Source organism: Streptomyces microflavus, from assembly GCF_014650075.1.
Taxonomy (GTDB): domain Bacteria; phylum Actinomycetota; class Actinomycetes; order Streptomycetales; family Streptomycetaceae; genus Streptomyces; species Streptomyces microflavus.
The window spans coordinates 36662-61479 of the sequence record NZ_BMUG01000018.1; the positions used below are offsets into that span (position 1 = coordinate 36662).

A 24818-nucleotide genomic window follows, 5' to 3' on the forward strand; every position below is an offset into this window, starting at 1 on the left:
ATACGGAGAGCGGGGCGCCGGTGTTCAGGGCGAGCCGTTGCCCGGCCGGCCGGGCTCGGGCGCTGCGGTCAGGGGTGCAGCAGCCGCTGCCAGTCCTCCGGGACCCGGTCGGACGGGCCGGGGGTCGGCTGGTCGGCCGGGTGGGCGTCCGGCGGGGTGAGTGCCGGGCCGGACTCGTACAGGTCGCCGGTGGCGAAGTTCCAGTACCACCCCTCGCCCGGTTCGAAGCTCTGTGCCAGCGGATGCCCGCTGGACTTCCAGTGAGCGGTGGCGTGCTGCCCGGGTGACGAATCGCAGCAGCCGACGTGCCCGCACTGGGCGCATCTGCGCAGGTGGAACCACCAGCCGCCCGTCGTGTCGCAGTCAGCGCAGCCGCTGCCGCTGGGTGGGGTGCTCGGGTCGACTCCGTCGATCTCGGTCATGAGGACTCCTCGGATGTACTCGATCCATCTTCGGTCCGGGCATCGGTCCCCGCATCAGGGGCGGTCAGCGGCAGGAGCACCCGGAACCGGGTGTCGCCCGGCACGGACTCGACCTCCAGGCTGCCGTGGTGCTTGTTGACCACGATCCGCCAGGAGATGTCCAGCCCCAGCCCCGTACCCTGACCGACCGGCTTGGTCGTGAAGAACGGGTCGAAGATGCGGCCGCGGATCTCCTCGGGCACCCCGGGACCCGTGTCGCGGAACTCCACCAGCAGGCGGTCGCCCTCCCGGGCCGTGCGCACCGTCAGCGTGCCCTCACCGCCGGCGCCTCCGATCGCCTGTACCGCGTTGTCGACGAGATTGGTCCACACCTGGTTCAGCTCCGCCGGGTACGCGGGAACCTGGGGCAGGGAGCGGTCGTACTCCTTGACCAGGCGCATCTGCGGGCCGATCTTGCCCGACAGCATCAGCAGCGTGCTGTCGAGGAGTTCATGGACGTCGACGTCGCGGTACGGGGCCCGGTCGAGCTGTGCGTACTGCTTCGCCGCGTCGACCAGATGGGAGATGCGCGTGGTGGAGTCGTTGATCTCATCCATCAACAGCTCGATCTCCACGGTGTAGTTGAGCCAGCCCACCGCCCCGGGCAGGATCTCCTCGTCCACCGTCACCGCGACCTGCTCCAGCCACTGGGTGTCCAGCCCCGCCTGCACGAAGGTGGGTGCGATCCGCCAGCCCTCCGACACCCCGTGGTCCTCCAGCCAGTCGCTGATCCCGTCCTCGCGGTCGGCCGCCTCCAGAGGGCTCAGCACCGGCGCCTTGGCAACGCGTTCGGCGGTACGTTCCTGGATCTCGATCAGTGAGGCCAGTGCCTCGCGCGAGTACGTGCCCTGCGCGATCAGGGACAGCTTGTGCCGCATCCTGCCGACCCGTTCCCGCAGCGTCGCCGTCGCGCGGACCGCGGCCGCCGCCGGGTTGTTGAGCTCGTGCGTCAGCCCCGCGGACAGGGACCCGAGGGCCAGCAGGCGCTCGCGCTGCCCGATGGCCCGCTGGGTGTTCCTGGTCCCGAAGAACAGGCCCTCCAGCAGGTGCGCCGCCATGGGGAACCACTCCCGCATGACGTCCGCGAACGACTCGGCGGGCAGGACGAAGAACCGCGTCGGCTCCGTCACCCGCATCGAGTTGTTGTACGTCTGGGGAACCCGGTCGCCCAGATACGCCTGCATCGCGCCCGAGTACACACCGCGCTGTGAGGTGCGGGTGACCTCGATGTCGTCCCCGCCGACCCGGCGGGAGAGGACCACAGTGCCCTCGATCATGACGTAGAAGCATGTGGCGGGGTCGCCCTCCGTGTACACGGGACCGGGCTCGAACCGTTCCACGCGGCCCTCGGCGCACAGTCTCCCGAGCTGTTCGCCGGAGAGCTTCTCGAACAGGAAGAGCGACCCGACCTCCTGCCGGTCGCATGGCAGGACCTGTGCGTTCACGACTGCTCCAGATACCGGTGGACGAGCATCACGGCCATCGCGCCCTCGCCCACGGCGGACGCGACGCGCTTCGCGGACAGGGCGCGGGCGTCACCCGCCACGAACACGCCGGGGGCGCTGGTCTCCAGGTGGTACGGGGGCCGGTCGAGCTCCCAGCCGACCGGTGGCCGTCCGTCCGGCGTCAGGTCCGGTCCGGCGAGGATGAAGCCGTACCGGTCGCGCAGCACCGTCCCGTCCAGCCAGTCCGTCAGCGGGGCCGCGCCGATGAAGACGAACATCCACTGCACGTCGACGCTCTCGCTGCCGCCGGTCGCCTCGTCCCTCAGCGTCAGGCGCTCCAGGTGCTCCGCCCCATGGGCCTCGCCGACCACCGTCCGGGTCCGGACCGTGATGTTGGGGGTCTCCTCGATCTGCTGGATCAGGTAGTAGGACATGGACGCGGTGAGGGACGCGCCGCGCACCAGGAGGGTCACCGACTTCGCCCCTCGTGAGAGGAACACGGCCGCCTGCCCGGCGGAGTTCGCGCCACCGACGACGTACACGTCCTGACCCTCGCAGGACGACGCCTCGGTCAGCGCGGAGCCGTAGTACACCCCACGCCCCGTCAGGTCGTCGCAGCCCGGCGCCCCGAGCTGCCGGTAGGACACCCCGGTCGCCAGGATGACGCTGTGCGCGGCGATGGCCGAGCCGTCGGAGAAGCGCACCACACGGGCGGCGCCGTGGGCCTCAAGACCGGTGACTTCACGGGCTGTGAGGATCTCCGCTCCGAAACGGGTCGCCTGACGTCGGGCGCGGTCGGTGAGCTGGGCACCGGAGACACCGTCGGGGAAGCCGAGGTAGTTCTCGATCCGGGAGCTCTGACCGGCCTGGCCTCCTGTCGCCGACCGCTCGACCAGCACCGTACGCAGTCCCTCGGAAGCTCCGTAGACGGCTGCACCGAGCCCGGCGGGACCGCCGCCGATCACCACGAGGTCGTAGAAAACGGCGCTCGGCGCGGTCGCGAGACCGACGTGCGCGGCGAGGTCCGCCGGCTCCGGTTCGGTCAGCACCGTGCCGTCCGGGGTGAGGACCAGCGGCAGGCGCCGGCCGTCGGCACCGGCCGCCTCCAGCAGCCGGCTCCCCTCGGGCTCGTCCGAGGAGTACCAGCGGTAGGGCACCTGGTTCCTGGCCAGGAACTCGCGTACCCGTGAGGAGGGAGCCGACCACCGGTGCCCCACGACCTTCGTCGCCGGTACCGGCCGGAAGTCGCTGGAGCGCCACGCCGTGAGGAGGTCGTCCACGACCGGATAGAGCTTCTCCTCCGGCGGGTCCCAGGGCTTGAGCAGATAGTGGTCCAGGTCGACGACGTTGATCGCGTCGATGGCGGCATCGGTGTCCGCGTACGCGGTCAGGAGCACCCGCCGCGCTCCTGGGTAGACGCCGATGGCCTCTTCCAGGAACTCGATGCCGTTCATCTGCGGCATCCGGTAGTCCGCGAGGATCACGGCGACCAGATCCCCCCGCAGCTTCAGCTCCCGCAGGGCCTCGACGGCGGACTCCCCGGACTCGGCCCGCACGATCCGGTAGTCGCCCCCGTACCTGCGCCGCAGATCCCGCGCGATGGCCCGCGACACCCCGGGGTCGTCATCCACCGTCAGAATGACGGTCCGTCCTGCGTCGGTGGCCTGCGCCATGATCCTCCGCCCTGCGACGTGCGCGCTGTTCGAGCTGCCCGCACCGGCCCGCTCATCGTAAGCTCGATCGCTCGGCCCCGCTCTCCGGCCCGGCGGCCCGGACGCTCCTCGTCGGCGATCACCCCTGGTCACTATGCTCGCCCCATACCGGGAGCCGGCAGCGGAAGTGAAGCGGCGCGGCACCGGAGGGGTGTTCCACGGCTCCACGCCCCGCAGAAGTTGTCCATGGATGGCAAGGCTGAAGAGATTGGTGGCCCGGGAAGTGCTGGAAGAGGTCACCGCGACCCGCTACGTCACGCCCCTGCGTGAGGGCGGCTCGCTCCCGGGGATCGTCGAGGCCGACGATCTCGGTACGTACGTCATGAAGTTGTCTACCGGGTGGTGCTGACCTGCACCGATGCGGCTGTACCCACCCCTGACCTGCGCGGACAAGTCTTTCAGCTCTTTCGGGATCTTGCTGCGTTACGCGGTCGATTCTCCCCACGCGCTCCCCAGGACCGTCGACACTCCCCAGATTCTCCCCAGGAGGTGCCGTGAAGGCGGGCGTGGTGGCACGGGGCGTCATGCCGCCGGAGGTGCTGCCCAGGGTACGTTGAGTGACTACCCGCGGGCAGGGCAGAATCCTGGCGCCGAGCGGATGAGCGTCAGGTGTGGGTTTTCGCTGGAAGTAGACGTCTTTCCGATGACGCATCACGTGGAGTGCGTCGCGATCCTCGAACCGGTCACAAAGGCAGCCAGACCTGCAGGTTCGAGTGGTGTTCGTTATGTGCACTGTGGGCGTTACGGGCGATATCTTGACGCTGAAATGACGCTCTCAGAGGCATCGTGACGCTCATTTGACGCTCGTTCTGATGGGCCGTCAGGCGCGTTGCCCCGCTGATCAGGCGGTGCGCTGACTGCGCGGGTGTTGCAAGGCGCCGGGGATTTCGTGGTGCTGAGCGGTCCCACTCAGCCACCTGCGCAGAGTGCCACTAGGTTCTTCGTCTGCTGGTGGTACACGCCTCCCATGGTCCCCTCACCAGCGGAAATGGCCACTACGCGGCCAAGCCGTAGGCGGCTGGTCCGCGTATGGCCCGGATCTTGGTCGGCACGGAGTGCACCCCTGACGGTCGGCCCGTGGCGGCGGCGAGCTGGCGGGTCGCTCCGGGACCGGCTTGGCGCCGTGTCGGCGGGAACGACGGCAAGGGCTGGGACGACTGCCTCCCGCGCAGCGGAACACCTCCGCGTCCGCAGGGAGGGTCACCACCCGCGCCGAGCGCCTTCCCTGGTGAGCGGAGCACCCTCGCGTTGGCGGGGAGGACGGAGGAGGACGACGGCATGGCCGGACCCCGGTAGGGCCCCCGCGTCGGCGGGGAGGACGGCCAGAGCCGTACCGGCATCACGTGGGGGCACGGAACACCCCGCGTCGGCGGGGAGGACATGGTGAGTACGAGGGCGACGGCCCCGAGGATCGGAACACCCCCGCGTCGGCGGGGAGGACCGTGACGCCAGCCGCGGACTCGGCCGCGCCGCCGGAACACCCCCGCGTCGGCGGGGAGGACGGCAGGTACGGGGCCAGGCGGTCCGCGATCTCCGTAACACCCCCGCGTCGGCGGGGAGGACCCACGCAGGGCGGCCGACATTTCCTTGATGTACGGAACACCCCCGCGTCGGCGGGGAGGACGACATCCTCCTGCTCCTGCACCACGTCGGGAACGGAACACCCCCGCGTCGGCGGGGAGGACTCGCTCCCGTCCGTCGTGCGGATCTGGAATTCCGGAACACCCCCGCGTCGACGGGGAGGACGACGTGCGCGGGAGGTCGACACCGGCCGCCTTCGGAACACCCCCGCGTCGGCGGGGAGGACGTGAGACGGACTGGTGTCCCCGAGGCGTGGGCCGGAACACCCCCGCGTCGGCGGGGAGGACGCGCCGATCGTGAGCTGGGCGGATGCTGCCAGCGGAACACCCCCGCGTCGGCGGGGAGGACGTGGCTTGCCCGTACCAGGCGCCGCCGACGGACGGAACACCCCCGCGTCGGCGGGGAGGACATGGTCGGCTACCGGGCGTCCGCCGCACAGGGCGGAACACCCCCGCGTCGGCGGGGAGGACAGAGGACCAGGCCGCGTGAGCACCGCGACCGACGGAACACCCCGCGTCGGCGGGGAGGACGGTCCGGCGCCCCTGCGTCTGGCTGCTCGGCACGGAACACCCCCGCGTCGGCGGGGAGGACAGGTACGCGGCGACCGACGCGGCGGTGACCTTCGGAACACCCCCGCGTCGGCGGGGAGGACGTGAGCCGCAGAACCTGTGTGGGGACGGGCCCCGGAACACCCCCGCGTCGGCGGGGAGGACGCCATGGTCGCCTGGATCGGGGGGCCGATGTCCGCAACACCCCCGCGTCGGCGGGGAGGACCAAAATGAACGGCGGATACTGCCACTCGTCCTCGGAACACCCCCGCGTCGGCGGGGAGGACCAATACGCCTGCCACATGATCCCCCGTGCGCCCGGAACACCCCCGCGTCGGCGGGGAGGACTACCGGCGGAGTCGCGGGTTGGCCCAGAACAGCGGAACACCCCCGCGTCGGCGGGGAGGACGGGGCCTTCCGGCCGAGGAACTCGGCGACCTCGGAACACCCCCGCGTCGGCGGGGAGGACGCCATGTAGATGAGGCCGACGCACAGGACCAGCGGAACACCCCCGCGTCGGCGGGGAGGACTCGACCGTGTCGTCATCGAGAGACCGGGTGGTCGGAACACCCCCGCGTCGGCGGGGAGGACACGGCTCAACCTTCGGATCCTCCGCCCAGGGTCGGAACACCCCCGCGTCGGCGGGGAGGACCTTCATGTGGTGGATCAGGCGGCGGTGGCGCGCGGAACACCCCCGCGTCGGCGGGGAGGACATCTGCCTCGGCACCAGTGCGGGCGTCGCGGGCGGAACACCCCCGCGTCGGCGGGGAGGACGCGAGCAGCTCCGCACCACCGGTCACGATGAGCGGAACACCCCCGCGTCGGCGGGGAGGACCAGGTGCACCCGTCGCTCTCCTCTGCCTGCTGCGGAACACCCCCGCGTCGGCGGGGAGGACGTCTCCTACGAGAAGAAGGAGAACCCGGTCCACGGAACACCCCCGCGTCGGCGGGGAGGACCACCACCTGAGAGCCGCGGGCGGACCGGAAGGCGGAACACCCCCGCGTCGGCGGGGAGGACAACGGCAGCCACACCGCGCCCGTACGCCGGGCCGGAACACCCCCGCGTCGGCGGGGAGGACATATCGGCGCAGAAGTACACCATTTTGCCGAGCGGAACACCCCCGCGTCGGCGGGGAGGACGGTCCACTCGGTGGGGACGGTCAGCGGCTCGGCGGAACACCCCCGCGTCGGCGGGGAGGACGACCCACACGACAGCGGTGTGGCCACCCAGAACGGAACACCCCCGCGTCGGCGGGGAGGACATGGACCGGGTCATGGGCAAGCTGGCCAAGGGCGGAACACCCCCGCGTCGGCGGGGAGGACGCCGCACGCAGCGACGTCAACGCCTGGTTGAGCGGAACACCCCCGCGTCGGCGGGGAGGACGGCTCTGCGGGCCGGACCCGGCATCGTCAACGCGGAACACCCCCGCGTCGGCGGGGAGGACGATCCGGACCCAGGCGGGGCTGGTGGGCGCCCCGGAACACCCCCGCGTCGGCGGGGAGGACCTCCTCAGCCCCAACGAGACGTGCACCGAAGGCGGAACACCCCCGCGTCGGCGGGGAGGACTCCTTGCGGCACGGGGCGCACTCCTCGATGTGCGGAACACCCCCGCGTCGGCGGGGAGGACGCCTTGCCCCAACCGTGGTCGTCGCGGGCGGTCGGAACACCCCCGCGTCGGCGGGGAGGACACTTCCTGACCTGCGCCTTAAGAAGGGCTTTGCATTTTCTTTGCCATTCTTGAGGGGGTGAGGCGCTCGGTCAGACGCATGCCGTCACTCTATCCAGCTGCAGCTTGCAAGGCCGCCCAGCGAGCGCCGAGCCACGTTACTGAGCGAGGAACGCCGTCGGTACGCGAGTAGCGACATCAATGTCAGTGCCGGGTGCTTGTATGCAATGGGTGGCGGGTTCGCTTCCGTTGCCAGATCAGGTTCGAGTGGTGGAGCGGAGAGGGCTGGCGTGCTGCATAGGCGGAGCGTGGTGGATGAGTCGGTGTGGGGAAAGGCCCGGGGGCTGGATCCGGCGTTGCCTCCCTACCCGCTGGTGAGGCATCTTCTCGACGCGGCCGCGATGGCGCTCCACTTGTGGGACGTTTATCTGGCGGGCAACCAGAGGGCGCGTATAGCCGACGGGATGGGCTTGGTCGGGGAACCGGATCGCGCTCGGGCGCTCGTCGGCCTGTGCGCTGGCCTGCACGACATCGGGAAGGTGTCGGGGTTCCAATTCTGTTCACGGCCGGCTGCGCAGTTCCTCAGCGGCGGGCTGGCGGCGGGCAGCGAGCGGATGAGTGCCGAACGGGCCGGGCACGACGTAGCGGGCATGACTGCTGCGGCTGCGGTGCTGGAGGTCCTGGGCTTCGACGATGAGGACGAGATGAGCGCCGCTGAACGAGTGGCGGAGATCATCGGCGGTCATCACGGGCGCTTCCACCGTCAGGTGGACGGCGCCTATCCGGCGTTTCTCGGCGGCGCGGCGTGGGCTGGCCAGCGGATCGCGCATGCCACAGCGGTGCACGAGGCGCTGGGATCCCCGGCAGCGCCCGGCTCGTTTGAGGCTCCCGTTGCCGTGCTGGTGACGGGGGTGGTGATACTCGCGGACTGGCTGGTCAGCCAGGAGGGATACCTGCGGAGACGCCAGCGCACGCTCAAGCCTTCATTGGCCGCTCATTTCCGGCGCTCGCAGGCTGACGCGGCCGGATTGCTGCGGGATGCCGGGCTGACTCCTGTGGAACTGGAGCGCAAGGACTTCGCCGAGGCGTACGGCATCGCGGGGGAGCCGAATCCCTTGCAGCGGTCGGTTATGGACGACCTGCTGGCTGCGGCGGGTACCGGGAGCCGAGGCGGCATTATGTTGGTGACTGCCGCGCCTGGTGACGGGAAGTCGGAGACCGCGTTGGAGGCGGAGCGGATTCTGTCGAAGATTTTCGGCACGCACGGGTATGCGTTTTTGCTGCCGACGATGGCCACCAGTGACCAGATGCACGACCGGGTCGCCAGGACCTTGGGAAACCAGTCCGGGGAGGAAGCCGGGCTGACCTTGGTTCACAGCATGGCGTGGCTGAGCAGCTCCTACGCCGACGAAGACTTGGACGGCGAGGCGGTGGTGACCTGCGATGGCGACGAGGCTCCGGCCGGGCGCCGTCGCCGGGAGGCCGACATGCGGCCGGGACGGTGGTTGCGTGGACCGAAGAGGCCGCTGCTGGCGCAGTTCGCGGTCGGGACAATTGACCAGGCGCTGATGGCTGTGCTGCCTGTTCGGCACAACGCTCTGCGGATGCTGGCTCTCTCGAACAAGACTTTCATCGTGGACGAGGCGCATGCCTACGACCCGTACATGCAGGTGCTGCTGGGTCGGCTGCTGAACTGGCTGGGCTTCTATGGCGTGCCGGTCGTGCTGCTGTCGGCGACTTTGCCGTGCTCGGTCGGCGACCGCTTGGTCAAGGAGTACCTGCGGGGCGCGGGCCACAAGTCGTCGGCACTGAAACGGCAGACCTTTCCGGCGCCCTACCCGGGCTGGCTGTACGTGGACGGTGAGACCGGCAGATGCGCCCCGATGTCCCAGATTCGCCAGCTGGAGCAGGCCCGTACGCGGAACATGCGGCTCAGGGTGGACGTCGAGCGAGTCGTCCACGGCGGGAAGGGCGGGGCGGGGGACCGGATAGCGGTGATCAAGCGGCTGCTGGAGCCGGTCGCGACGGGTGACGGTGGTACCGCTTTGGTGGTGTGCAACACGGTGGGCGACGCGCAGGAGACCTATGTGCAGCTCCGGGCAGAGATCGACCGGCGCTCCCATGAGGAAGCGGGCGATGTTCAGCTGCTGCATGCTCGCTTCCCCGGAGATGTGCGGGAGGAGCGCACGGCCGGGGTCACCGCGGGGCTGGGCCGGAGCGGTCCGAGGCCGGTCCGGCGGATCGTGGTGGCCACGCAGGTCGTCGAACAGTCCCTGGACCTGGACGCGGACATCGTCATCAGCGATCTTGCCCCCCTGTCATTGCTGCTGCAGAGGGCGGGCCGCTGCTGGCGGCATGAGAATCACTGGCAGAGGCACGGGTATCCCGACGGTCGCGGCCGCCCCGGGTGGGCGGACGAACCTCGTCTGGTCGTGCTCGATCCCTTGGTGGGCGGTGGGCGGGTGCCGGTGCAGTGGGGTGAGGTGTACTCCGAGCACCTGCTTGGCAAGACCTCCCGGATGCTGGCCGAGGTCGAGGGTGGAGGCATCGCCATTCCGGACGATGTGCAAGGGCTGGTCGAGGCGGTCCACGGTGACAGCGAGGAATTCGACTGGAATGTCTCCGGCGGCCGCGAGGCGAAGGCTTGGGCGGAGCACAAGGGCAAGGAGACCGCGGAGCGGAGCATCGCTGCTCTGTGCGCCGTGCCGCGTGCCCGGCAGGTTGCCGAGCTGCATGACCTGCATGCCTTGGAGGGTGCAGAGGACGAGTGGGAGGTGTCGACTCGTCTGGGCGCTGACTCGGTGCGCCTGTTGTGCGCCTACGCGCAGGAGGGCGGCCAGCTGACGCTCGACGCCGAGGGTAGGCAGCCGCTGCCCGAAATGCCCGAGGACGGCAGGATGCCGGCCCCGCGTGTCCGAGAGGTGATGCGCCGTACGATCCCTGTACGCGCCGACTGGTTCCGTGACGCCGAGCCGGACACCCTCATTCCGCCCTCCTCGTGGGCCGAGCACCCCATGCTGGGAGACCTCCGAGTCCTCCGTCAGCCGGTCCGCCAGGGCAAGGCCCAGGCCGTGAAGGTCGGCGACAGAATTCTGAGCCTCCATCAGGACCTGGGCCTCGTCCGCGAATAGGCGGGAACAGCCCCTCAGGTGAAGCACCCCCACATCGGCGGGGAAGGCGTTGAGCTGTGCTCAGCCCCGCGCTCTCCAACTGGTACACCCCCACGTCGGCGGGAAGCGGTCGCGCCTGCGCACGGCGACTGCTTCCCACGAGGCTATCGGGAGAAGCCGTGGTACGCCTTCCCTGCCCCAGCCAGCAGCAGCAGGCACGATCCGGTGGTGGCCGGGTCGGGTCTCATGCTGATGACGATCACGATGATCGCGATCACCAGCACCCAGGGTGCCGGTGAAGCCCAGGACGCGGATGCGGTTGGGACTCGGTTCACGAGGTCTCCTCGGAGTCAACTCTGGTGTGATGAAGGGCAGTTCTAACGGACACCGCCCCCGGTGCGCAAGTTGATCAAGCCCCCCTCCTCTTACTCCACCCCTCTCTCCAACCTTCTGGGAATCCGTCACGCACATCCCCGGAAGGTGCTCTACTGATCGGCAGCACGGAACGGAGCCCCTGTGTCAGTGGTGGCTGCTTGAATGCGAAGCGTTACTCAGGCGGCGGTTCGCTGGGGCCTTGCCGTGCTGCTTCGCGCTGACCATGTTTGTGGAGGGGCTGTTGATGTCTGGGGGGTTCGACCTGCGGGACGAGCCGTGGATTCCGGTGCGGCTGCTGACTGGGGAGTCGGCGCGGCTGGGACTGCGGCAGGTGTTCAAGCAGGCTCATGAGATCGAAGACCTGGAGTTGCCGGTGCCGCCGGCAGCGGCTGGGCTGATGCGGATCCTGGCAGCGATCACAGCCAGGATTGCCGCCGATGAAGACGGCCGTCTCGATGACCTTGACGTCGCCGAGAACGTCCAGGACTGGATCGTTCTGCGTCGGCGAGTCCTGCGGACGGGCCGATTCGATCCGGATGCCGTGGACAGCTACTTCGACAAGGGCGTGCCGTCAGGAAGGTTCGACCTGTTTGACCCGCAGAGGCCGTTCCTGCAGGATCCTCGGCTTCGAACCGAATGCGTGGACGCCAAGGGCGCGCCGAACCCGTCGGGTGTGAACAAGCTGGTGATGGGCCGGCCGACCGGCGTCAACGGAGCGGTCTTGTTCGGCCACTTCACCGACACAGCTCCCGTCCCCGTGCCAGCCGCGGAGGCCGTCTGGCATCTGATCGCCCAGCTCTACTTCGGGCCGTCCGGCCAGTGCACTCCCCGGCGCATCACCGAGGAACGGACCGGCAGTGGGGACGCGGCACCTCTGCGGAAGTCGGTCTCGTACTTCCCGTCGGGTAGTGATTTGTTCACCTCGTTGATCCTGACCGTGCCGAGGCTGCCGGACGAGGAACTCGACGAGGACGAGGACCTGTGCCCGTGGGAGGGCGAACTTCTTCACCCTCTAGAGCCTCGCATTCCAATGACGTGGCCGGGTCGGATGCTGACCGGCCGGTTCCGGCACGCCGTGCTGCTCGTTCCGTCCTCTGACGGCCGACAGGTGACGGACGCGTACATCACCTGGTCCACGCACGCACCGGCCCCTGTGGTGCGTGACCCGTACCAGATCCTCGACCGGCGCAAGGACGGGAATTTTCAGCCCCGCGAGGCCGATGGTGCCCGCGCGCTGTGGCGTGACCTGGACGCCCTGTTGCTGAAGGACGACCGGCAGGACGCCCAGCGGCCGCCTGCCTTCGGCGCACTGCCCAAAACGCTGCTGCCCACTTTGCGGGTGCGGGCCTACGGTTTCGATCAGGACGGCCAGCAGAAGGACAGCGTCTGGTTCGCGTCGACGACTCCCCGGGTCCTGACCTGGCTTGAGGAGAACGACGAGGAGATGGCGCACCACATCAAGCGCTGTCACGCTTCCGCAGAAGAGGTGGGTGACCGGCTGGACTTCGCGGCCAGGGTCGCCTGGAAGATCGCCACGGATTCCAACGTCGATCCCTCGCCGAAGGCGAAGGTCAAGCTCGACGCCCGCAAGCCCGGCCCGTGGGCCTCCGCCGCGCTGACACGGTTCTGGCCGAAAGCCGAGACCGAGTTCTGGCAGCTGACCAAGCCTGAGCGGCGGGTGGTCCGGCCCCGGGAGCCGTTCGTTCACGCCGCCCTGTCGGCGCTGGACGCAGCGATCGGCCCGTCCAGCCGGGCGGACATCAGAGTGGCGCGTGCCCGGCACCGCGCCCGCTCGATGCTCCTCGCGCTCCTGGGCCCCAAAACCGGCTGAGCCGGCTCCGGCCATCCTGCACACGCTGACCGTCTGTCAGCGCTCTCACCCATTCCCCCTACCAGGGATGCCTCATGACCGATTCCACGGCGGCCGCTGCGCCGCCGAAACACGACAGATTCATCTCCTACATCCATGACCTCTGCCGGGACAACCGCACCCGTGCCGAGCTGCGCCGGGGCCTGGGCCTGCCGGTCGAACGGTGCAACTACATGCACCGCTACCTCGTCCCCTGGCTCCACCAGCACGACGACATCAGTTACCCGGACACCCGCCGCGCCTACTACTCGGTGGCCTCGCTGATCGCGGCGCGCCCGCGCGCCGCCCGGCACACCGAGCCCGCGGACACATCGGCCACCTCCTGGTACCTGCGTCCGAATCTGGGGGCCGCGCTCGGCGAGGCTGTCCGGAGGGACGTCATGAAGGCGGGCACGGCCGAGAGCGCTCTGCACCTGATGTCCCGGCAGAGCAGCGACGCCGTTCACCGCGCGCTTCCCTCCCTGACCCGGCAGCTCCTGAGCGGTGGCACCGCGGTCGACTGGTCTGTCCTGCTGAAAGACCTGTCCTGGTGGACCCAGGACCGCGACGTCATTGCTACTCGCTGGCTCGACCAGTACTTCCGCTGCTCCACGCCCTCTGGCGTCCCCGACACCACTACTACTCTTCCCGAGGAGAACGAGCGATGACCCTCTACCTGGACCTGAACGCGCTCCAGTCGGTGCCGGCCGCGAACCTGAACCGCGACGATCTTGGATCTCCGAAGCAGGTGCGTTATGGCAACGCGCTGCGGATCCGGGTCTCCAGCCAGTCCTGGAAGCGGCCCATCCGTCTCGGTGTGGAGAAGGACCTCGGGGAGAAGGCGGCCCGAACCCGCCTCGTCCCCGTGAAGGTGCAGCAGACGCTCGAGCGAGCGGGCTGGCCCACCGAGCTGGCCGCGTTCGCCGGCTCTCAGGTGGCGGTGAGCGCCGGAAAGAAGGGCATCGGACTGGAGGCCGCAGGTCACACCTCGGTGCTGTTGTTCCTGCCGGAGGCGGCCGTCGAGGAGCTCGCCACCGTGTGTGCCGAGCACCGCGAGGCCCTGGAGGCCGCCATGGAGAAGGCGGCGAGTGCCAAGAAGGGCGCCAAGGCCCCGCAGACGCTGCCCCCGAGCACGATCGAGGAGATCCTCAAGCGGCGCACCGCCTCCATCAGCCTGCTGGGACGCATGCTCGCCGAGCTGCCGGACGCCAATGTCGATGGTGCCGCTCAGGTCGCGCACGCCTTCACCACGCACGCGGCGGAGCCGCAGCGGGACTACTTCACCGCGGTCGACGACTGGCTGGGGGAATCCGAGACTGGTAGCGGGCACCTGGACACCGCCGAATTCGCCGCCGGCGTCTTCTACCGGTACGGGACCGTCAACGTCACCGACCTGCTGAAGAACCTCGAGGGGGACGTCAAGGCCGCCCGCACCGTGCTGGGCTCGTTCGCCGAGCACTTCCTGATGTCACTGCCGCAGGCCAAGAAGAACTCGACGGCTCCGCACACGCTGCCGGACCTCGCGTACCTGGCGGTGCGTGAGCACCGGCCGCTGTCGCTGGCCGCCGCGTTCGAAACCCCTGTGACCGCCGACCGGCAGGGAGGCTTCTCCAAGCCGTCCCGCCACGCGCTCGACACCTATACCGTCAACATCAACCGGCTCACCGGTGACCGTAACCGGCCCTTCCACGGGCACACGGTCATCGACCCGCAGGAGAACCCCAAGGGGCTCGGCACCGCCCACGAGTCCTACTACACGCTCGTGGAAGCAGCCGTCGAGGCCGCGATCAGCGCCGCCGACAGCACGGTCGTGGGAGCCCAGCAGTGAGTGGACTGCTCCTGAGGCTGGCCGGTCCCCTGCAGTCCTGGGGTGAACGCTCGGCGTTCACCCCTGTGCGGGAGACCGCCCTCTTCCCGACCCGTTCCGCGCTAATTGGAATGTTCGCCGCTGCCCAGGGCATCACCCGGGGCGACACGGCCGGCCTCAAGAAGTACGAGCAGGTGCGGCTGACGATGCGGGTCGACCGGCCGGGCACGCTGCTGGAGGATTACCACACCGTTGGCGGCGGCTTTCCCAAGGAACGCACTGCCGCCACCAGCGGCGGCAGCAACAAGGACGCGGCCGTCATCACCCGCCGCCAGTATCTGACCGACGCGGTCTTCGTCGTCGCCGTCACCGCCCCCGACGACCTGACGGCCCAGCTCGCGGCCGCCCTACGGCGCCCCTACTGGGCGCCGTACCTGGGCCGACGCTCCTGCCCGCCCGACGAGCCGTTCCTCCTGCGCCGACACGTCGACGACCCCGAGAATGAGCTGCTGACCGGAGTACCTCTCACCTCTCCCGAACCCCGTGACGGTGCAGAACAATCGGTAGCGGTGCAGTTCCTCCGAGAGCGTGCACTTCCCGAAGGCGGTCCCGGCGCGGCCGCCGACGTCATCGACGTCAACGACATGCCGGTCAGCTTCGCCCCACACGGACGGGCCCATGCCAGCCGCCGTCTCTACCGCACCGTTGAGCCGGTGCACCGCTCTCTGGCAGGACCGCAGAAGAGCCTGCTCACGCGTCTGATCGACTACGCCCACGGCGAGGAACACGCATGAACGACGAGCCGGTGATCGCCCGGATCCGCCTTAACCCGCACAGTCGTGACGTACAGCGGGATCTTCGCGACGCTACCGAAATGCACCGCACGATGATGCGCATGGTGCCCGACGGCCTCGGCGAATCGCCCCGCAGCCATGTGGGCTTGCTCTACCGCATCGAGGAGACCGACACCACCAGCACCCTCCTCGTCCAAGCGAATCGCCTCGACCCCGTCCGTCTCCCCGCCGGGTACGGACAGGCGGACATCAAGAGCCTCACCCCTATGTTCACAGCCCTGCGGAAAGGGCTGGCCGTCCGCTACCGCATCGTCCTCAACCCCGCCAAGCGCGAGCGCCTCCCGCTCGAGGCAAAAGGCAAGCGAGGCCGGATCGTGCCACTGTCCGGGGCGGACGCCGACCAGTGGTGGCTACGCCGGGCGGCCGAATCGGGCCTGCACGTCCACGTCCTGACGCCCACCAACATGCCGCCGGTCTGCCCCCGCAGGCAGGATGCCGACGGCATGCGGCACAGCCTGATCCGCTACGACGGCACCGCAATCGTCACCGACCCCGACGCCCTCCACGAGGCCGTCCTGGCCGGCATCGGACGCGGCAAACCGTACGGAGCCGGACTGCTCAGCCTGGCCCCCGCACCGGTCGCATGAGCGCCCCGAGAAGGGGAGGCGACGCCCGGCGGCGCCTCGCCTCACCAACCCTCGCCATGCTGCCCCGCGTCGCCGACTCCCTGTCATTCCTCTACCTCGACATGGTCCGCGTGGTACAGGACGACACCGGAGTCTGCGCCCAGATCCAGGTAGACGCCCAGCGCACCGACCTCGTCTACATCCCAACCGCGGCACTCTCCTGCCTCCTCCTCGGCCCGGGCGTCTCCATCACCACACCTGCCCTGAACACCCTGGCCCGCCACGGCACCAGCGTCGTCTCCGTCGGATCCGGCGGAGTACGTGCCTACGCGGGCATTCTCTCCGACTCCCTCACCACCCACTGGCTGGAACAGCAGGTCGCTTGCTGGTCCGACTCCGGACGACGCCTCGACGTCGCCGTCCGCATGTACCGCATGCGCTTCCAGGACGCCGACCTCCCCGAAGCCGTCACCCTCGACCAACTCCGCGGCCTCGAGGGCCAGCGGATGAAAGCCTTCTACAAGATCCTGGCCCAGCAGCACGGCATCGGCCGCTTCCGCCGCAACTACCACCCCGACCAATGGGACTCACAGGACCCCGTCAACCTCGCCCTGTCCGCGGCCAGCGCCTGTCTCTACGGCATCGTCCACGCCGCACTGCTCGCGCTCGGACTCTCTCCCGCCCTCGGATTCGTCCATACCGGTAAGCAGCACTCCTTCGTCTACGACATCGCCGACCTCTACAAGGCCGAGACGACCCTCCCCCTGGCCTTCGCCCTCCACGATGCCGACAATCCCGAACAGGAAGCACGTCGCCGCTTCCGTGAAGACCTACGACTCCTCAAGCTCCTCCCGCGCATCGTCCGGGACGTTCAGAGCCTCCTGACGCCACGCTCCACGGATGCCACCGACGAAGACGAGCCACAGGAGAAGCGCGATGTCCAACTGGTCCACCTCTGGGACCCCAAGGTCGGCGCCCTGCCCGCGGGCGTCAACTACGCGGCCCGAGGTGAATGATGCCGTCCATGCTTGTGATAGCCACCACGGCCGTTCCTGATCACCTCCGCGGAGCACTCAGTCGTTGGACCAGTGAGGTCGTCCCCGGCATCTTCGTCGGGAGCGTCTCCGCCCGCGTCCGCGACCAACTCTGGCAAGCCGTCACCGAAACCGTGGGCAACGGAGCCGCCGTCCTCGTCCACCCCGCCCCCACGGAACAGGGCTACGCCATCCGAACCGCAGGCACCCGTCGCCGCGTACCCGCCGACTTCGACGGGCTTACCCTGATCAGTATGACCGCGGCACCAAAGGCAAAGGAAATGCAAAGCCCTTCTTAAGGTGCAGGTCAGAAAGGTCCTCCCCGCCGACGCGGGGGTGATCCGTCGGAGGTGGCTGCCTGGTGCTTGATCATGGCGTCCTCCCCGCCGACGCGGGGGTGATCCGGTCCGGCAGGGCTTCCTGACCATGTCGCCGTCGTCCTCCCCGCCGACGCGGGGGTGATCCGGCGGTGCAGCTCGGCGTCATCGAGGAGGGCCAGTCCTCCCCGCCGACGCGGGGGTGATCCGGAGGTGTCCAGGGAGTCGGTCATGTCCTGAGAGTCCTCCCCGCCGACGCGGGGGTGATCCGGACGTCACCGCGGCCGATGCCGCGGTGAAGGCGTCCTCCCCGCCGACGCGGGGGTGATCCGGAGACACCGACGTGACGACCACGACGGCCAAGGTCCTCCCCGCCGACGCGGGGGTGATCCGTCCCAGACCGCCTGACCTGAAGGAGACCCGTGGTCCTCCCCGCCGACGCGGGGGTGATCCGGCGTGGGTCACCCAGGCCGAGAGGAAGAAGCTGTCCTCCCCGCCGACGCGGGGGTGATCCGCTTCCAGAGTGGGCCCGGCGTGGTGGTGAGACGTCCTCCCCGCCGACGCGGGGGTGATCCGAACGCGTGCGCGGCGGGGCTGCTGGCGTCGATGTCCTCCCCGCCGACGCGGGGGTGATCCGCGCTGATCGACCTGCGGGACATCTATGAGAACGTCCTCCCCGCCGACGCGGGGGTGATCCGCAGATCGAGTCCGGCGGCGACTACCGCGTCATGTCCTCCCCGCCGACGCGGGGGTGATCCGCCCGACGTGTTCGAGGCGGGGACCGTGCCCACGTCCTCCCCGCCGACGCGGGGGTGATCCGATCCCGGGCGTCGACGACATGAAGTCGATGCCGTCCTCCCCGCCGACGCGGGGGTGATCCGGCTGCGCTCGCAGAATTCCTTTGCTTGGCCGAGTCCTCCCCGCCGACGCGGGGGTGATCCGGAGGGGTCCGCGGGAATCAGCCGCGTCGCGAAGTCCTCCCCGCCGACGCGGGGGTGATCCGGACCGGCGGCCGGCGGAATCCCCGCCCGACGCGTCCTCCCCGCCGACGCGGGGGTGATCCGCTCGGCCTGGTCGTCGCGGGCTACATCGGCCGGTCCTCCCCGCCGACGCGGGGGTGATCCGTCCCCAGTTCCTCAGGGGGACTTCCTCTGGGGGTCCTCCCCGCCGACGCGGGGGTGATCCGGACCGGCGGCCGGCGGAATCCCCGCCCGACGCGTCCTCCCCGCCGACGCGGGGGTGATCCGCCCTGGGCGACGAGGTGGCCGAACTGGTGGTGGTCCTCCCCGCCGACGCGGGGGTGATCCGCACGCCGACTGGCTCGTCGACTCCGAACACACGTCCTCCCCGCCGACGCGGGGGTGATCCGCAAGTCATCCGCGCATCCGAGGCAATCCAGCAGTCCTCCCCGCCGACGCGGGGGTGATCCGTTCGCGCCCGATGTCCATCAGACTCCTCCGTAGTCCTCCCCGCCGACGCGGGGGTGATCCGATGTCGACCGGCTCGACGGCCGCCCAGTTGACGTCCTCCCCGCCGACGCGGGGGTGATCCTCGGCTGCGAGCTGGACGGGCCCGCCCTGAAGCGTCCTCCCCGCCGACGCGGGGGTGATCCGTAGGTGCCGCTGATGCCGCACCGGATACGCGTGTCCTCCCCGCCGACGCGGGGGTGATCCGTTGACCTTCCGCAGGTTGCCCATGCCGGCGGAGTCCTCCCCGCCGACGCGGGGGTGATCCGTGCGTGCACACCCCTGTTGTACCGCGGCCTACGTCCTCCCCGCCGACGCGGGGGTGATCCGATGACCGGCGGTCTGTCTATCGACTCACCTACGTCCTCCCCGCCGACGCGGGGGTGATCCGCCGTGAAACTCTCCCGCACCGTCGCCGCCAACGTCCTCCCCGCCGACGCGGGGGTGATCCGACGTCCAGGGCCTCCCGGATGGGCTGGACCAGGTCCTCCCCGCCGACGCGGGGGTGATCCGGACTGCATTCCGCTGTGCGTCTCCCGCCACCGGTCCTCCCCGCCGACGCGGGGGTGATCCGTAACGCACCGTCCTCCCCGCGCCCGCCCTCTCGTCCTCCCCGCCGACGCGGGGTGATCCGACGACCCGCTCGTCGCCAAGTGCCGGGAAGGCGTCCTCCCCGCCGACGCGGGGGTGATCCGGTCCCCGAGCTGACCGAGTCGATGCTCGACCCGTCCTCCCCGCCGACGCGGGGGTGATCCGGTGCCGCTCCTCGTCCTCGACGACCTCGGCTCGTCCTCCCCGCCGACGCGGGGGTGATCCGGCAGCGTCCGGTGAGCAGAAGAAGGTCGCGGAGTCCTCCCCGCCGACGCGGGGGTGATCCGCGGCGATGAACCGCTTCGGGCGGACGACGACGGTCCTCCCCGCCGACGCGGGGGTGATCCGGGCACCTACGACCAAGGAGGCTACCTACAGCCGTCCTCCCCGCCGACGCGGGGGTGATCCGCAGCTGGTCCTGTGGGGGCCGCCACCCCCGGCCGTACCCAGTCGAAACGGCCCTCTGACCTGCAGTTTTGCCCTGTAGGTTCCGGTTCCTGGCTTCCGGTTGCCTCGGTCTGTTCCCAGGTGTTTCTGTCTGTTCCTGGGCGCTGTTGGTCACGCGTTGGTCATGCACCCCTCCTGAGGCAGCTTCTACCGGTGACTGGCCGGATACATCGATCAAGGCGCGGTCGGCCCCACTCAACGGCCTGACACAGCACGCAGCCCTGGAGAGGATTCTCCGGGGCTGCGGCATGTTCGCAAAAGGTCGAGGCGGTCGGTGCCGTGGGCGCGAGGAAGGGAGGTCTACCTTCGGGCGGGTAGAGCGTGCCGAAGGCGGGCCGAATTTGGGGGGGAGTGGTGCCCGCCGGGCGCCATGACCCCAAATCAGCTGCTCAGCCGGGGCAGTCAGTTCTTGCCCTCGCGGTGGCGTACGGCGTGGGTGGCTGTCCAGGGTGCGATGAGTGCTGCGGTCAGGGAGAGGGCGGTCAGGAGGAGGAAGAGCGGTTCGTAGCCGCCGAGGGGCATGGCGAGGGCGGCGCCGGCGAAGGGTGCGAGGGCTGTTGCTGTGTGGGCGGGTGCGGTGAGGAGTCCGGAGAGGCGGCCGTAGTGGGTGGTGCCCCAGCGGTCGGTGATGGCGGTGGCTTGGAGGAGGGTGAGGTTGCCGCGGACCATGCCGGCTGTGATGGACATGGCGATGATCAGGGCGTAGGGGCCGGGGACTGCGGCGAAGGCTGCGGTGGTGATGGCGCCGAGTGCGATGAGGGTCGTGGTGCGGGTTGTTGCGGTGGTGCGGCGGGCGAGGGTGGCGTAGAGGGTGCGGCCGAGGGTTTGTCCGGCTCCGCCGATGCCGAGGGCCCAGGCGGCCTGGGTGGTGGTGTATCCGCGTTCCAGGAGGAGGGGGACCAGGGCGATGAGGACGGCGTACATCGCGAAGCCGGACAGGGTGAAAGCGGTGGCGAGGAGTAGGAAGGGCCGGCTGCGCGTGACCTCGCGCACGTCGGCGTGTTCCGTTCCTGGGGCGGCTCCGGGTGCGGGGGTGGTGGGGGCGTCGGGCCAGGGTGCGCGCAGGGCCAGGGCGTGGGTGGGGATGGTGAGGGCGAGGATGCCGGCGAGGACGAGGTAGGTGTGGCGCCAGGTCAGGTGCTCGGCCAGGGCTGCGGTCAGGGGTGCGAAGACGGTGGATGCGAGGCCGCCGGCGAGGGTGACGATGGTGAGTGCGCGGATGTGGTCGGGGGCCCACCAGCGGGTGAGGGCGGCGAACGCGGGTTGGTAGAAGGTGGCGGCCATCGCGAGTCCGGCGAGCGCCCAGCCGGCGGTGAACAGGGGCAGGTTGGGGGCCGTGGCGACGATCAGGAGGCTGGTGACGCCGAGGGCGGATCCGGTGGTCATGACGGCACGGGGGCCGCGATGGTCGAGGATCCGGCCGACGCGTATCCCGGCGATGGCGGACACGACGAGGCCGAGTGAGAACGCCGCGGTGGTTGCCCCTGCTGGCCAGCCGGTCGCGGTGGTGATCTGCGGGTTCAGGACGGGGAAGGCGTAGTAGACGATGCCCCAGCTGATGATCTGCGTGGCGCACAGGGCGGGGAGCACGGCGCGGGGCCGTGACCGGACCCCCGTTCCGGTCACGGCCCCGCGCTCAGGTGTGCTGAGGCCGGTCACGAGCCGCAGCAGCCACCGGCCGTGGCGGGGATCGGTGCGCCGCCGAGCTGCACCAGCGCGGGTTCCGGCGTCGCACAGGAGCCTGCGGCGTCGCTCTGGGCGGCAGCCGGGTCGTCGAAGAGTCCGGCCCCGCCGCAGACTCCGGTTTCGGGCAGGGTGAGTTCGACGCGGTCGGCCGCTTCGAGATCGCCGGCGAGGGCGGCGGCCACGGAGCGGACCTGCTCGTAGCCGGTCATGGCGAGGAACGTCGGCGCGCGGCCGTAGGACTTCATCCCGACCAGGTACACGCCCTTTTCCGGGTGGGAGAGCTCGCGGTGGCCGTGAGGGTAGACGGTGCCGCAGGAGTGCTGGTTGGGGTCGATCAGCGGGGCCAGTTCGGTCGGGGCCTGCAGCCTCTCGTCCAGGCCGAGGCGCAGCTCGTCGAGGAAGCCGAGATCGGGGCGGAAACCGGTCAGCACGATGACCTCGTCGACCGCATCCAGGCGGCGCCCGTCCTCGCCCACCAGGACCAGGCGTCCGTCCGCGTCGCGCTCGACCGCCTCGGTGCGGAACCCGGTGACCGCGTCCGCGTGGCCCTCGTCGACGGCGGCCTTCGCCGCCAGGCCCAGAGCGCCGCGTGCCGGGAGCTGGTCGGCCTCGCCGCCGCCGAAGGTGGATCCGGAGATGCCTCGGCGCAGGACCCACACTCCCTTCGTGCCCCTGCCGTCGTCGGACGTGGCGAGGCCGGCGAGATAGGCGAGGGCGGTGAACGCCGAGGCCCCGGAGCCGACGACAGCCGTGCGCTTGCCTGCGTACCGGGCGCGCACGGCCGCGTCCTTGAAGTCGGGCACGCGGTAGGTGATCCGGTCGGCGGCGGCCTTTTCGCCGAGGGCGGGCAGGCCGGAGGCGCCGGCCGGGGACGGGGTGGTCCAGGTGCCGGAGGCGTCGATGACGGCGCGGGCGAAGATCCGCTCCTCGCGGCCGTCGGCGTGGGTGATGTGCACGACGAACGGCTGCTGATCGCGGTCCGCGTCCACGATCCGGTCGCGGCCGGTTCGGGAGACGCCGGTGACCCGGGCGCCGAAGCGGACCCGGTCACCGAGCACGTCGGCGAGCGGCTGGAGGTACTGCTCGGCCCAGTCCCCGCCCGAGGGGTAGGTGCCGGGGTCGGGGTGCGTCCACCCGGTGGGGGCCAGCAGCTTCTCCGCAGCGGGGTCGACGACCTCATTCCAGGTGGAGAAGAGCCGTACGTGTGCCCAGCCCCGTACGGCGTGGGCCGCGGTGGGCCCGGCTTCCAGAACAAGCGGAACGAGGCCGCGCTCGACGAGGTGGGCGGCGGCGGCGAGGCCGGCGGGGCCCGCTCCGATCACGACGACCGGCAGATCCGCAGGGGCAGTGGTCATGGCGGTGATGTCCTCCGGGGGCGACGGGGCCGAGCATTGATTCGATCGATGTCTATATTCTGAGCTTGCCACTTACTTTGGCGACTGTCAAAGTAGACCGATGTCGAAGTATCAACCTGCGGAGCAGCCGCCCCTGACTGCGGTCGTGCCGTGCTGCCCACCCATCACCGACGGAGAACTGTCCGCGCGCGAAGCGGAGCGCATCGCCGCGACGTTCGAAATCCTCGCCAACCCGGTGCGCCTGCTTCTGCTCTCCAGGGTCGCCTCGCACCCGGCCGGTGAAGCGTGCGTGTGCGACATCCAGGACGTCGGTGTCACCGGGGCGACCGTCTCCTACCACCTGAAGAAACTCCGGGAAGCCGGCCTCCTCGTCTCCGAACGCCGGGGGACATGGGTCTTCTACCGGCTCGCCCCGTCCTTCGAGGCCGCCGGACCGGCCGCCTGCGTCCCCCGCACGGTTACCGGCAGCACCTGAACCGCGGCCGCACCGGCGGGCGTCAGCAGGCGGCACCGGGCGGGCAGCAGACCGCCAGGTACGCCTGGAGCGTGGAAAGCCGTCCGGCCATGGTTTTTCCGTCGGCGCGGTAGAACACCTCCCTGCCTTCCTTGCGGGAGACGACCAGGCCCCCGCGGCGCAGCAGGCTCAGGTGCTCCGAGGCGGTCGACGGTTTCAGGCCGCACCGCTCCGCGACCTCACCCACCGTCAGCTCGACGCCACCGGCGAACTGGAACATCACCCGCTGGCGGGTCTCGCTCGCCAGCGCCCTGAGAAAGTCGGCGGTCGCCTGATCGAGCGCGGCCGCTTCACCACTGTCGTCCGCCACTGCTTCACTCGCATCCAATATTTCGTCACTTCCCGAAACAACGACCCATCATGGAAGGTCTACGTTCTCATGGAACACGCTGATCTCATCGTCATCGGTGCCGGGCAGTCCGGTCTCGCCACGGCGGCACTGGCCCCGCGTCACGGCTTCGCCCGCGTGCTGGTGCTGGAGAGCGCTCAGGAGCCGGGCGGGGCCTGGCCGCGCTACTACGACAGCCTCACCCTGTTCTCCCCGGCCCGGTACTCCGCCCTGCCCGGCATGCGCTTCCCCGGCGACCCGGACCGCTACCCCCGCCGCGACGACGTCGTGGACTACCTGCGCGCCTACGCCGAGCGGCTGCCCGCCTCGATCCGCACCTCCACGACCGTCACTTCCGTTACACGCCAGGAGAGCGTGTGGAGGGTGCGCTCCGAGGACGGGCGGGAGTTCACCGCGGCCGCGGTGGTCGCCGCGACCGGCGACTACAGCACACCGTTCCTCCCCGATATCCCGGGCCGTTCGGAGTTCGGCGGCCGTGTCCTGCACGCCGCCGACTACCGCAGCCCCCACGTGTTCGCGGGGCAGCGGGTGATCGTGGTCGGGGGAGGGAACTCCGCGATCCAGATCGCCGCCGAACTCGGCCCGCTCGCCGACACCACCCTCGCCACCCGCCGCCCGGTCGCATGGACACCCCAGCGACCGCTGGGCCGGGACCTGCACTGGTGGCTCAAGCACACCCGGCTCGACACCGCACCCATCCGCCGACTGCTCGCCAAGGTCCCGGTCTCCGTGATCGACGACGGCACCTACCGGGCCGCACTCGACCGGCACGGCGTCGACCGCCGCGCTATGTTCAGCCGCTTCACCACCGGTGGCGTCCTGTGGGCAGACGGGTCCAAGGAGGACGTCGACGCGGTCGTCTTCGCCACCGGCTACCGCCCCGTGTTCGGCTACCTGACCGGCTCGGGAGCCCTCGACGCGGCGGGAGCGCCCGTTCACCGGGGCGGCGTGTCCACCACGGTGAAGGGGCTCGGCTTCGTCGGCATGGAGTTCCAGCGGAGCTTCTCCTCGAAGACGCTGCGTGGAGTGGGCCGTGACGCCGCCTGGCTCCTTCACCGTCTGTCAGCGGCCCGCCGCTGACACC

General features: G+C 70.1%; 17 protein-coding genes, 1 pseudogene and 4 CRISPR repeat arrays. Of the genes and pseudogenes, 11 read left to right on the top strand and 7 right to left on the bottom strand.

Features of this window, described 5'->3' with window-relative positions:
* Window positions 1–68 precede the first annotated feature (68 nt).
* The 3 genes from IE264_RS35565 to IE264_RS35575 are packed head-to-tail and all read right to left on the bottom strand — an operon-like array spanning window position 69 to window position 3579.
* Window positions 69–422, bottom strand: a complete 354-nt coding sequence (locus IE264_RS35565; RefSeq protein WP_032758957.1) for a UBP-type zinc finger domain-containing protein — start codon at window positions 420–422, stop codon at window positions 69–71.
* The gene (locus IE264_RS35570) at window positions 419–1906 is read right to left on the bottom strand and encodes an ATP-binding protein (RefSeq protein WP_032758956.1); all 1488 of its coding nucleotides are present in this window, start codon (window positions 1904–1906) and stop codon (window positions 419–421) included. The genes IE264_RS35565 and IE264_RS35570 overlap by 4 nt, the downstream gene beginning before the upstream one ends.
* Entirely contained in the window at window positions 1903–3579 is a 1677-nt protein-coding gene (locus tag IE264_RS35575) for an NAD(P)/FAD-dependent oxidoreductase (RefSeq protein ID WP_032758953.1), read from the bottom strand. The genes IE264_RS35570 and IE264_RS35575 overlap by 4 nt, the downstream gene beginning before the upstream one ends.
* 262 nt (window positions 3580–3841) lie before the next feature.
* On the opposite strand from IE264_RS35575, the pseudogene IE264_RS35580 reads away from it, so the two are divergent.
* Together IE264_RS35580 and cas3 are read left to right on the top strand one after the other, a co-directional pair.
* Window positions 3842–3952: pseudogene (locus tag IE264_RS35580) on the top strand (HipA family kinase); the annotation flags it as partial.
* Window positions 3953–5030: 1078 nt separating this feature from the next.
* Window positions 5031–5670: a CRISPR direct-repeat array (repeat unit 29 nt; unit sequence CGGAACACCCCCGCGTCGGCGGGGAGGAC).
* A gap of 91 nt (window positions 5671–5761) precedes the next feature.
* A CRISPR array of direct repeats spans window positions 5762–7436; the repeat unit is 29 nt; unit sequence CGGAACACCCCCGCGTCGGCGGGGAGGAC.
* 289 nt (window positions 7437–7725) lie between these two features.
* Window positions 7726–10545 carry a CRISPR-associated helicase Cas3' gene (gene cas3 / locus IE264_RS35585; RefSeq protein WP_229887944.1) on the top strand — a complete coding sequence of 940 codons (2820 nt, stop codon included), beginning with the start codon at window positions 7726–7728 and terminating at the stop codon, window positions 10543–10545.
* Between the two features lie 143 nt (window positions 10546–10688).
* Here the strand turns inward: cas3 and IE264_RS35590 are convergent, their stop codons facing one another.
* Entirely contained in the window at window positions 10689–10859 is a 171-nt protein-coding gene (locus IE264_RS35590) for a hypothetical protein (protein ID WP_158706563.1), read from the bottom strand.
* A gap of 284 nt (window positions 10860–11143) precedes the next feature.
* Between IE264_RS35590 and casA the strand changes: the two genes are divergently transcribed.
* The 7 genes from casA (at window position 11144) to cas2e (ending at window position 17308) form a co-directional block, all read left to right on the top strand.
* Complete coding sequence (gene casA / locus IE264_RS35595; protein ID WP_032759000.1) at window positions 11144–12730, top strand: type I-E CRISPR-associated protein Cse1/CasA; 1587 nt, start codon at window positions 11144–11146, stop codon at window positions 12728–12730.
* A gap of 74 nt (window positions 12731–12804) precedes the next feature.
* Complete coding sequence (gene casB, locus IE264_RS35600) at window positions 12805–13416, top strand: type I-E CRISPR-associated protein Cse2/CasB (protein ID WP_063605774.1); 612 nt, start codon at window positions 12805–12807, stop codon at window positions 13414–13416.
* Window positions 13413–14576: a type I-E CRISPR-associated protein Cas7/Cse4/CasC gene (gene cas7e / locus IE264_RS35605; RefSeq protein WP_032758951.1), complete on the top strand. Its 1164-nt coding sequence runs from the start codon at window positions 13413–13415 to the stop codon at window positions 14574–14576. Before casB ends, cas7e begins: the two co-directional genes overlap by 4 nt.
* Window positions 14573–15349, top strand: coding sequence for a type I-E CRISPR-associated protein Cas5/CasD (gene cas5e / locus IE264_RS35610; RefSeq protein WP_032758950.1), 777 nt, complete (start codon window positions 14573–14575; stop codon window positions 15347–15349). Before cas7e ends, cas5e begins: the two co-directional genes overlap by 4 nt.
* Window positions 15346–15996 carry a type I-E CRISPR-associated protein Cas6/Cse3/CasE gene (cas6e, locus tag IE264_RS35615; RefSeq protein ID WP_032758949.1) on the top strand — a complete coding sequence of 217 codons (651 nt, stop codon included), beginning with the start codon at window positions 15346–15348 and terminating at the stop codon, window positions 15994–15996. The genes cas5e and cas6e overlap by 4 nt, the downstream gene beginning before the upstream one ends.
* 56 nt (window positions 15997–16052) lie before the next feature.
* Complete coding sequence (gene cas1e, locus IE264_RS35620; protein ID WP_078657553.1) at window positions 16053–16991, top strand: type I-E CRISPR-associated endonuclease Cas1e; 939 nt, start codon at window positions 16053–16055, stop codon at window positions 16989–16991.
* Complete coding sequence (cas2e, locus tag IE264_RS35625) at window positions 16991–17308, top strand: type I-E CRISPR-associated endoribonuclease Cas2e (RefSeq protein WP_032758946.1); 318 nt, start codon at window positions 16991–16993, stop codon at window positions 17306–17308. The genes cas1e and cas2e overlap by 1 nt, the downstream gene beginning before the upstream one ends.
* Before the next feature lie 16 nt (window positions 17309–17324).
* A CRISPR array of direct repeats spans window positions 17325–19367; the repeat unit is 29 nt; unit sequence GTCCTCCCCGCCGACGCGGGGGTGATCCG.
* A gap of 91 nt (window positions 19368–19458) precedes the next feature.
* Window positions 19459–19792: direct repeats of the CRISPR family, unit length 29 nt; unit sequence GTCCTCCCCGCCGACGCGGGGGTGATCCG.
* A 440-nt stretch (window positions 19793–20232) separates the two neighbouring features.
* Here the strand turns inward: cas2e and IE264_RS35630 are convergent.
* The gene (locus IE264_RS35630; protein ID WP_051821941.1) at window positions 20233–21489 is read right to left on the bottom strand and encodes an MFS transporter; all 1257 of its coding nucleotides are present in this window, start codon (window positions 21487–21489) and stop codon (window positions 20233–20235) included.
* Window positions 21486–22871, bottom strand: a complete 1386-nt coding sequence (locus IE264_RS35635; protein ID WP_190167873.1) for an NAD(P)-binding domain-containing protein — start codon at window positions 22869–22871, stop codon at window positions 21486–21488. The genes IE264_RS35630 and IE264_RS35635 overlap by 4 nt, the downstream gene beginning before the upstream one ends.
* Before the next feature lie 100 nt (window positions 22872–22971).
* Here IE264_RS35635 and IE264_RS35640 point away from each other — a divergent pair, with 100 nt between their 5' ends.
* On the top strand, window positions 22972–23346 hold the full coding sequence (locus IE264_RS35640) for an ArsR/SmtB family transcription factor (protein WP_051821940.1): 375 nt from the start codon (window positions 22972–22974) through the stop codon (window positions 23344–23346).
* A gap of 22 nt (window positions 23347–23368) precedes the next feature.
* On the opposite strand, the gene IE264_RS35645 is transcribed toward IE264_RS35640, so the two are convergent.
* On the bottom strand, window positions 23369–23695 hold the full coding sequence (locus tag IE264_RS35645; protein ID WP_032758944.1) for an ArsR/SmtB family transcription factor: 327 nt from the start codon (window positions 23693–23695) through the stop codon (window positions 23369–23371).
* A 69-nt stretch (window positions 23696–23764) separates the two neighbouring features.
* On the opposite strand from IE264_RS35645, the gene IE264_RS35650 reads away from it, so the two are divergent.
* Window positions 23765–24814 carry a flavin-containing monooxygenase gene (locus IE264_RS35650; RefSeq protein ID WP_032758942.1) on the top strand — a complete coding sequence of 350 codons (1050 nt, stop codon included), beginning with the start codon at window positions 23765–23767 and terminating at the stop codon, window positions 24812–24814.
* Window positions 24815–24818 lie beyond the last annotated feature (4 nt).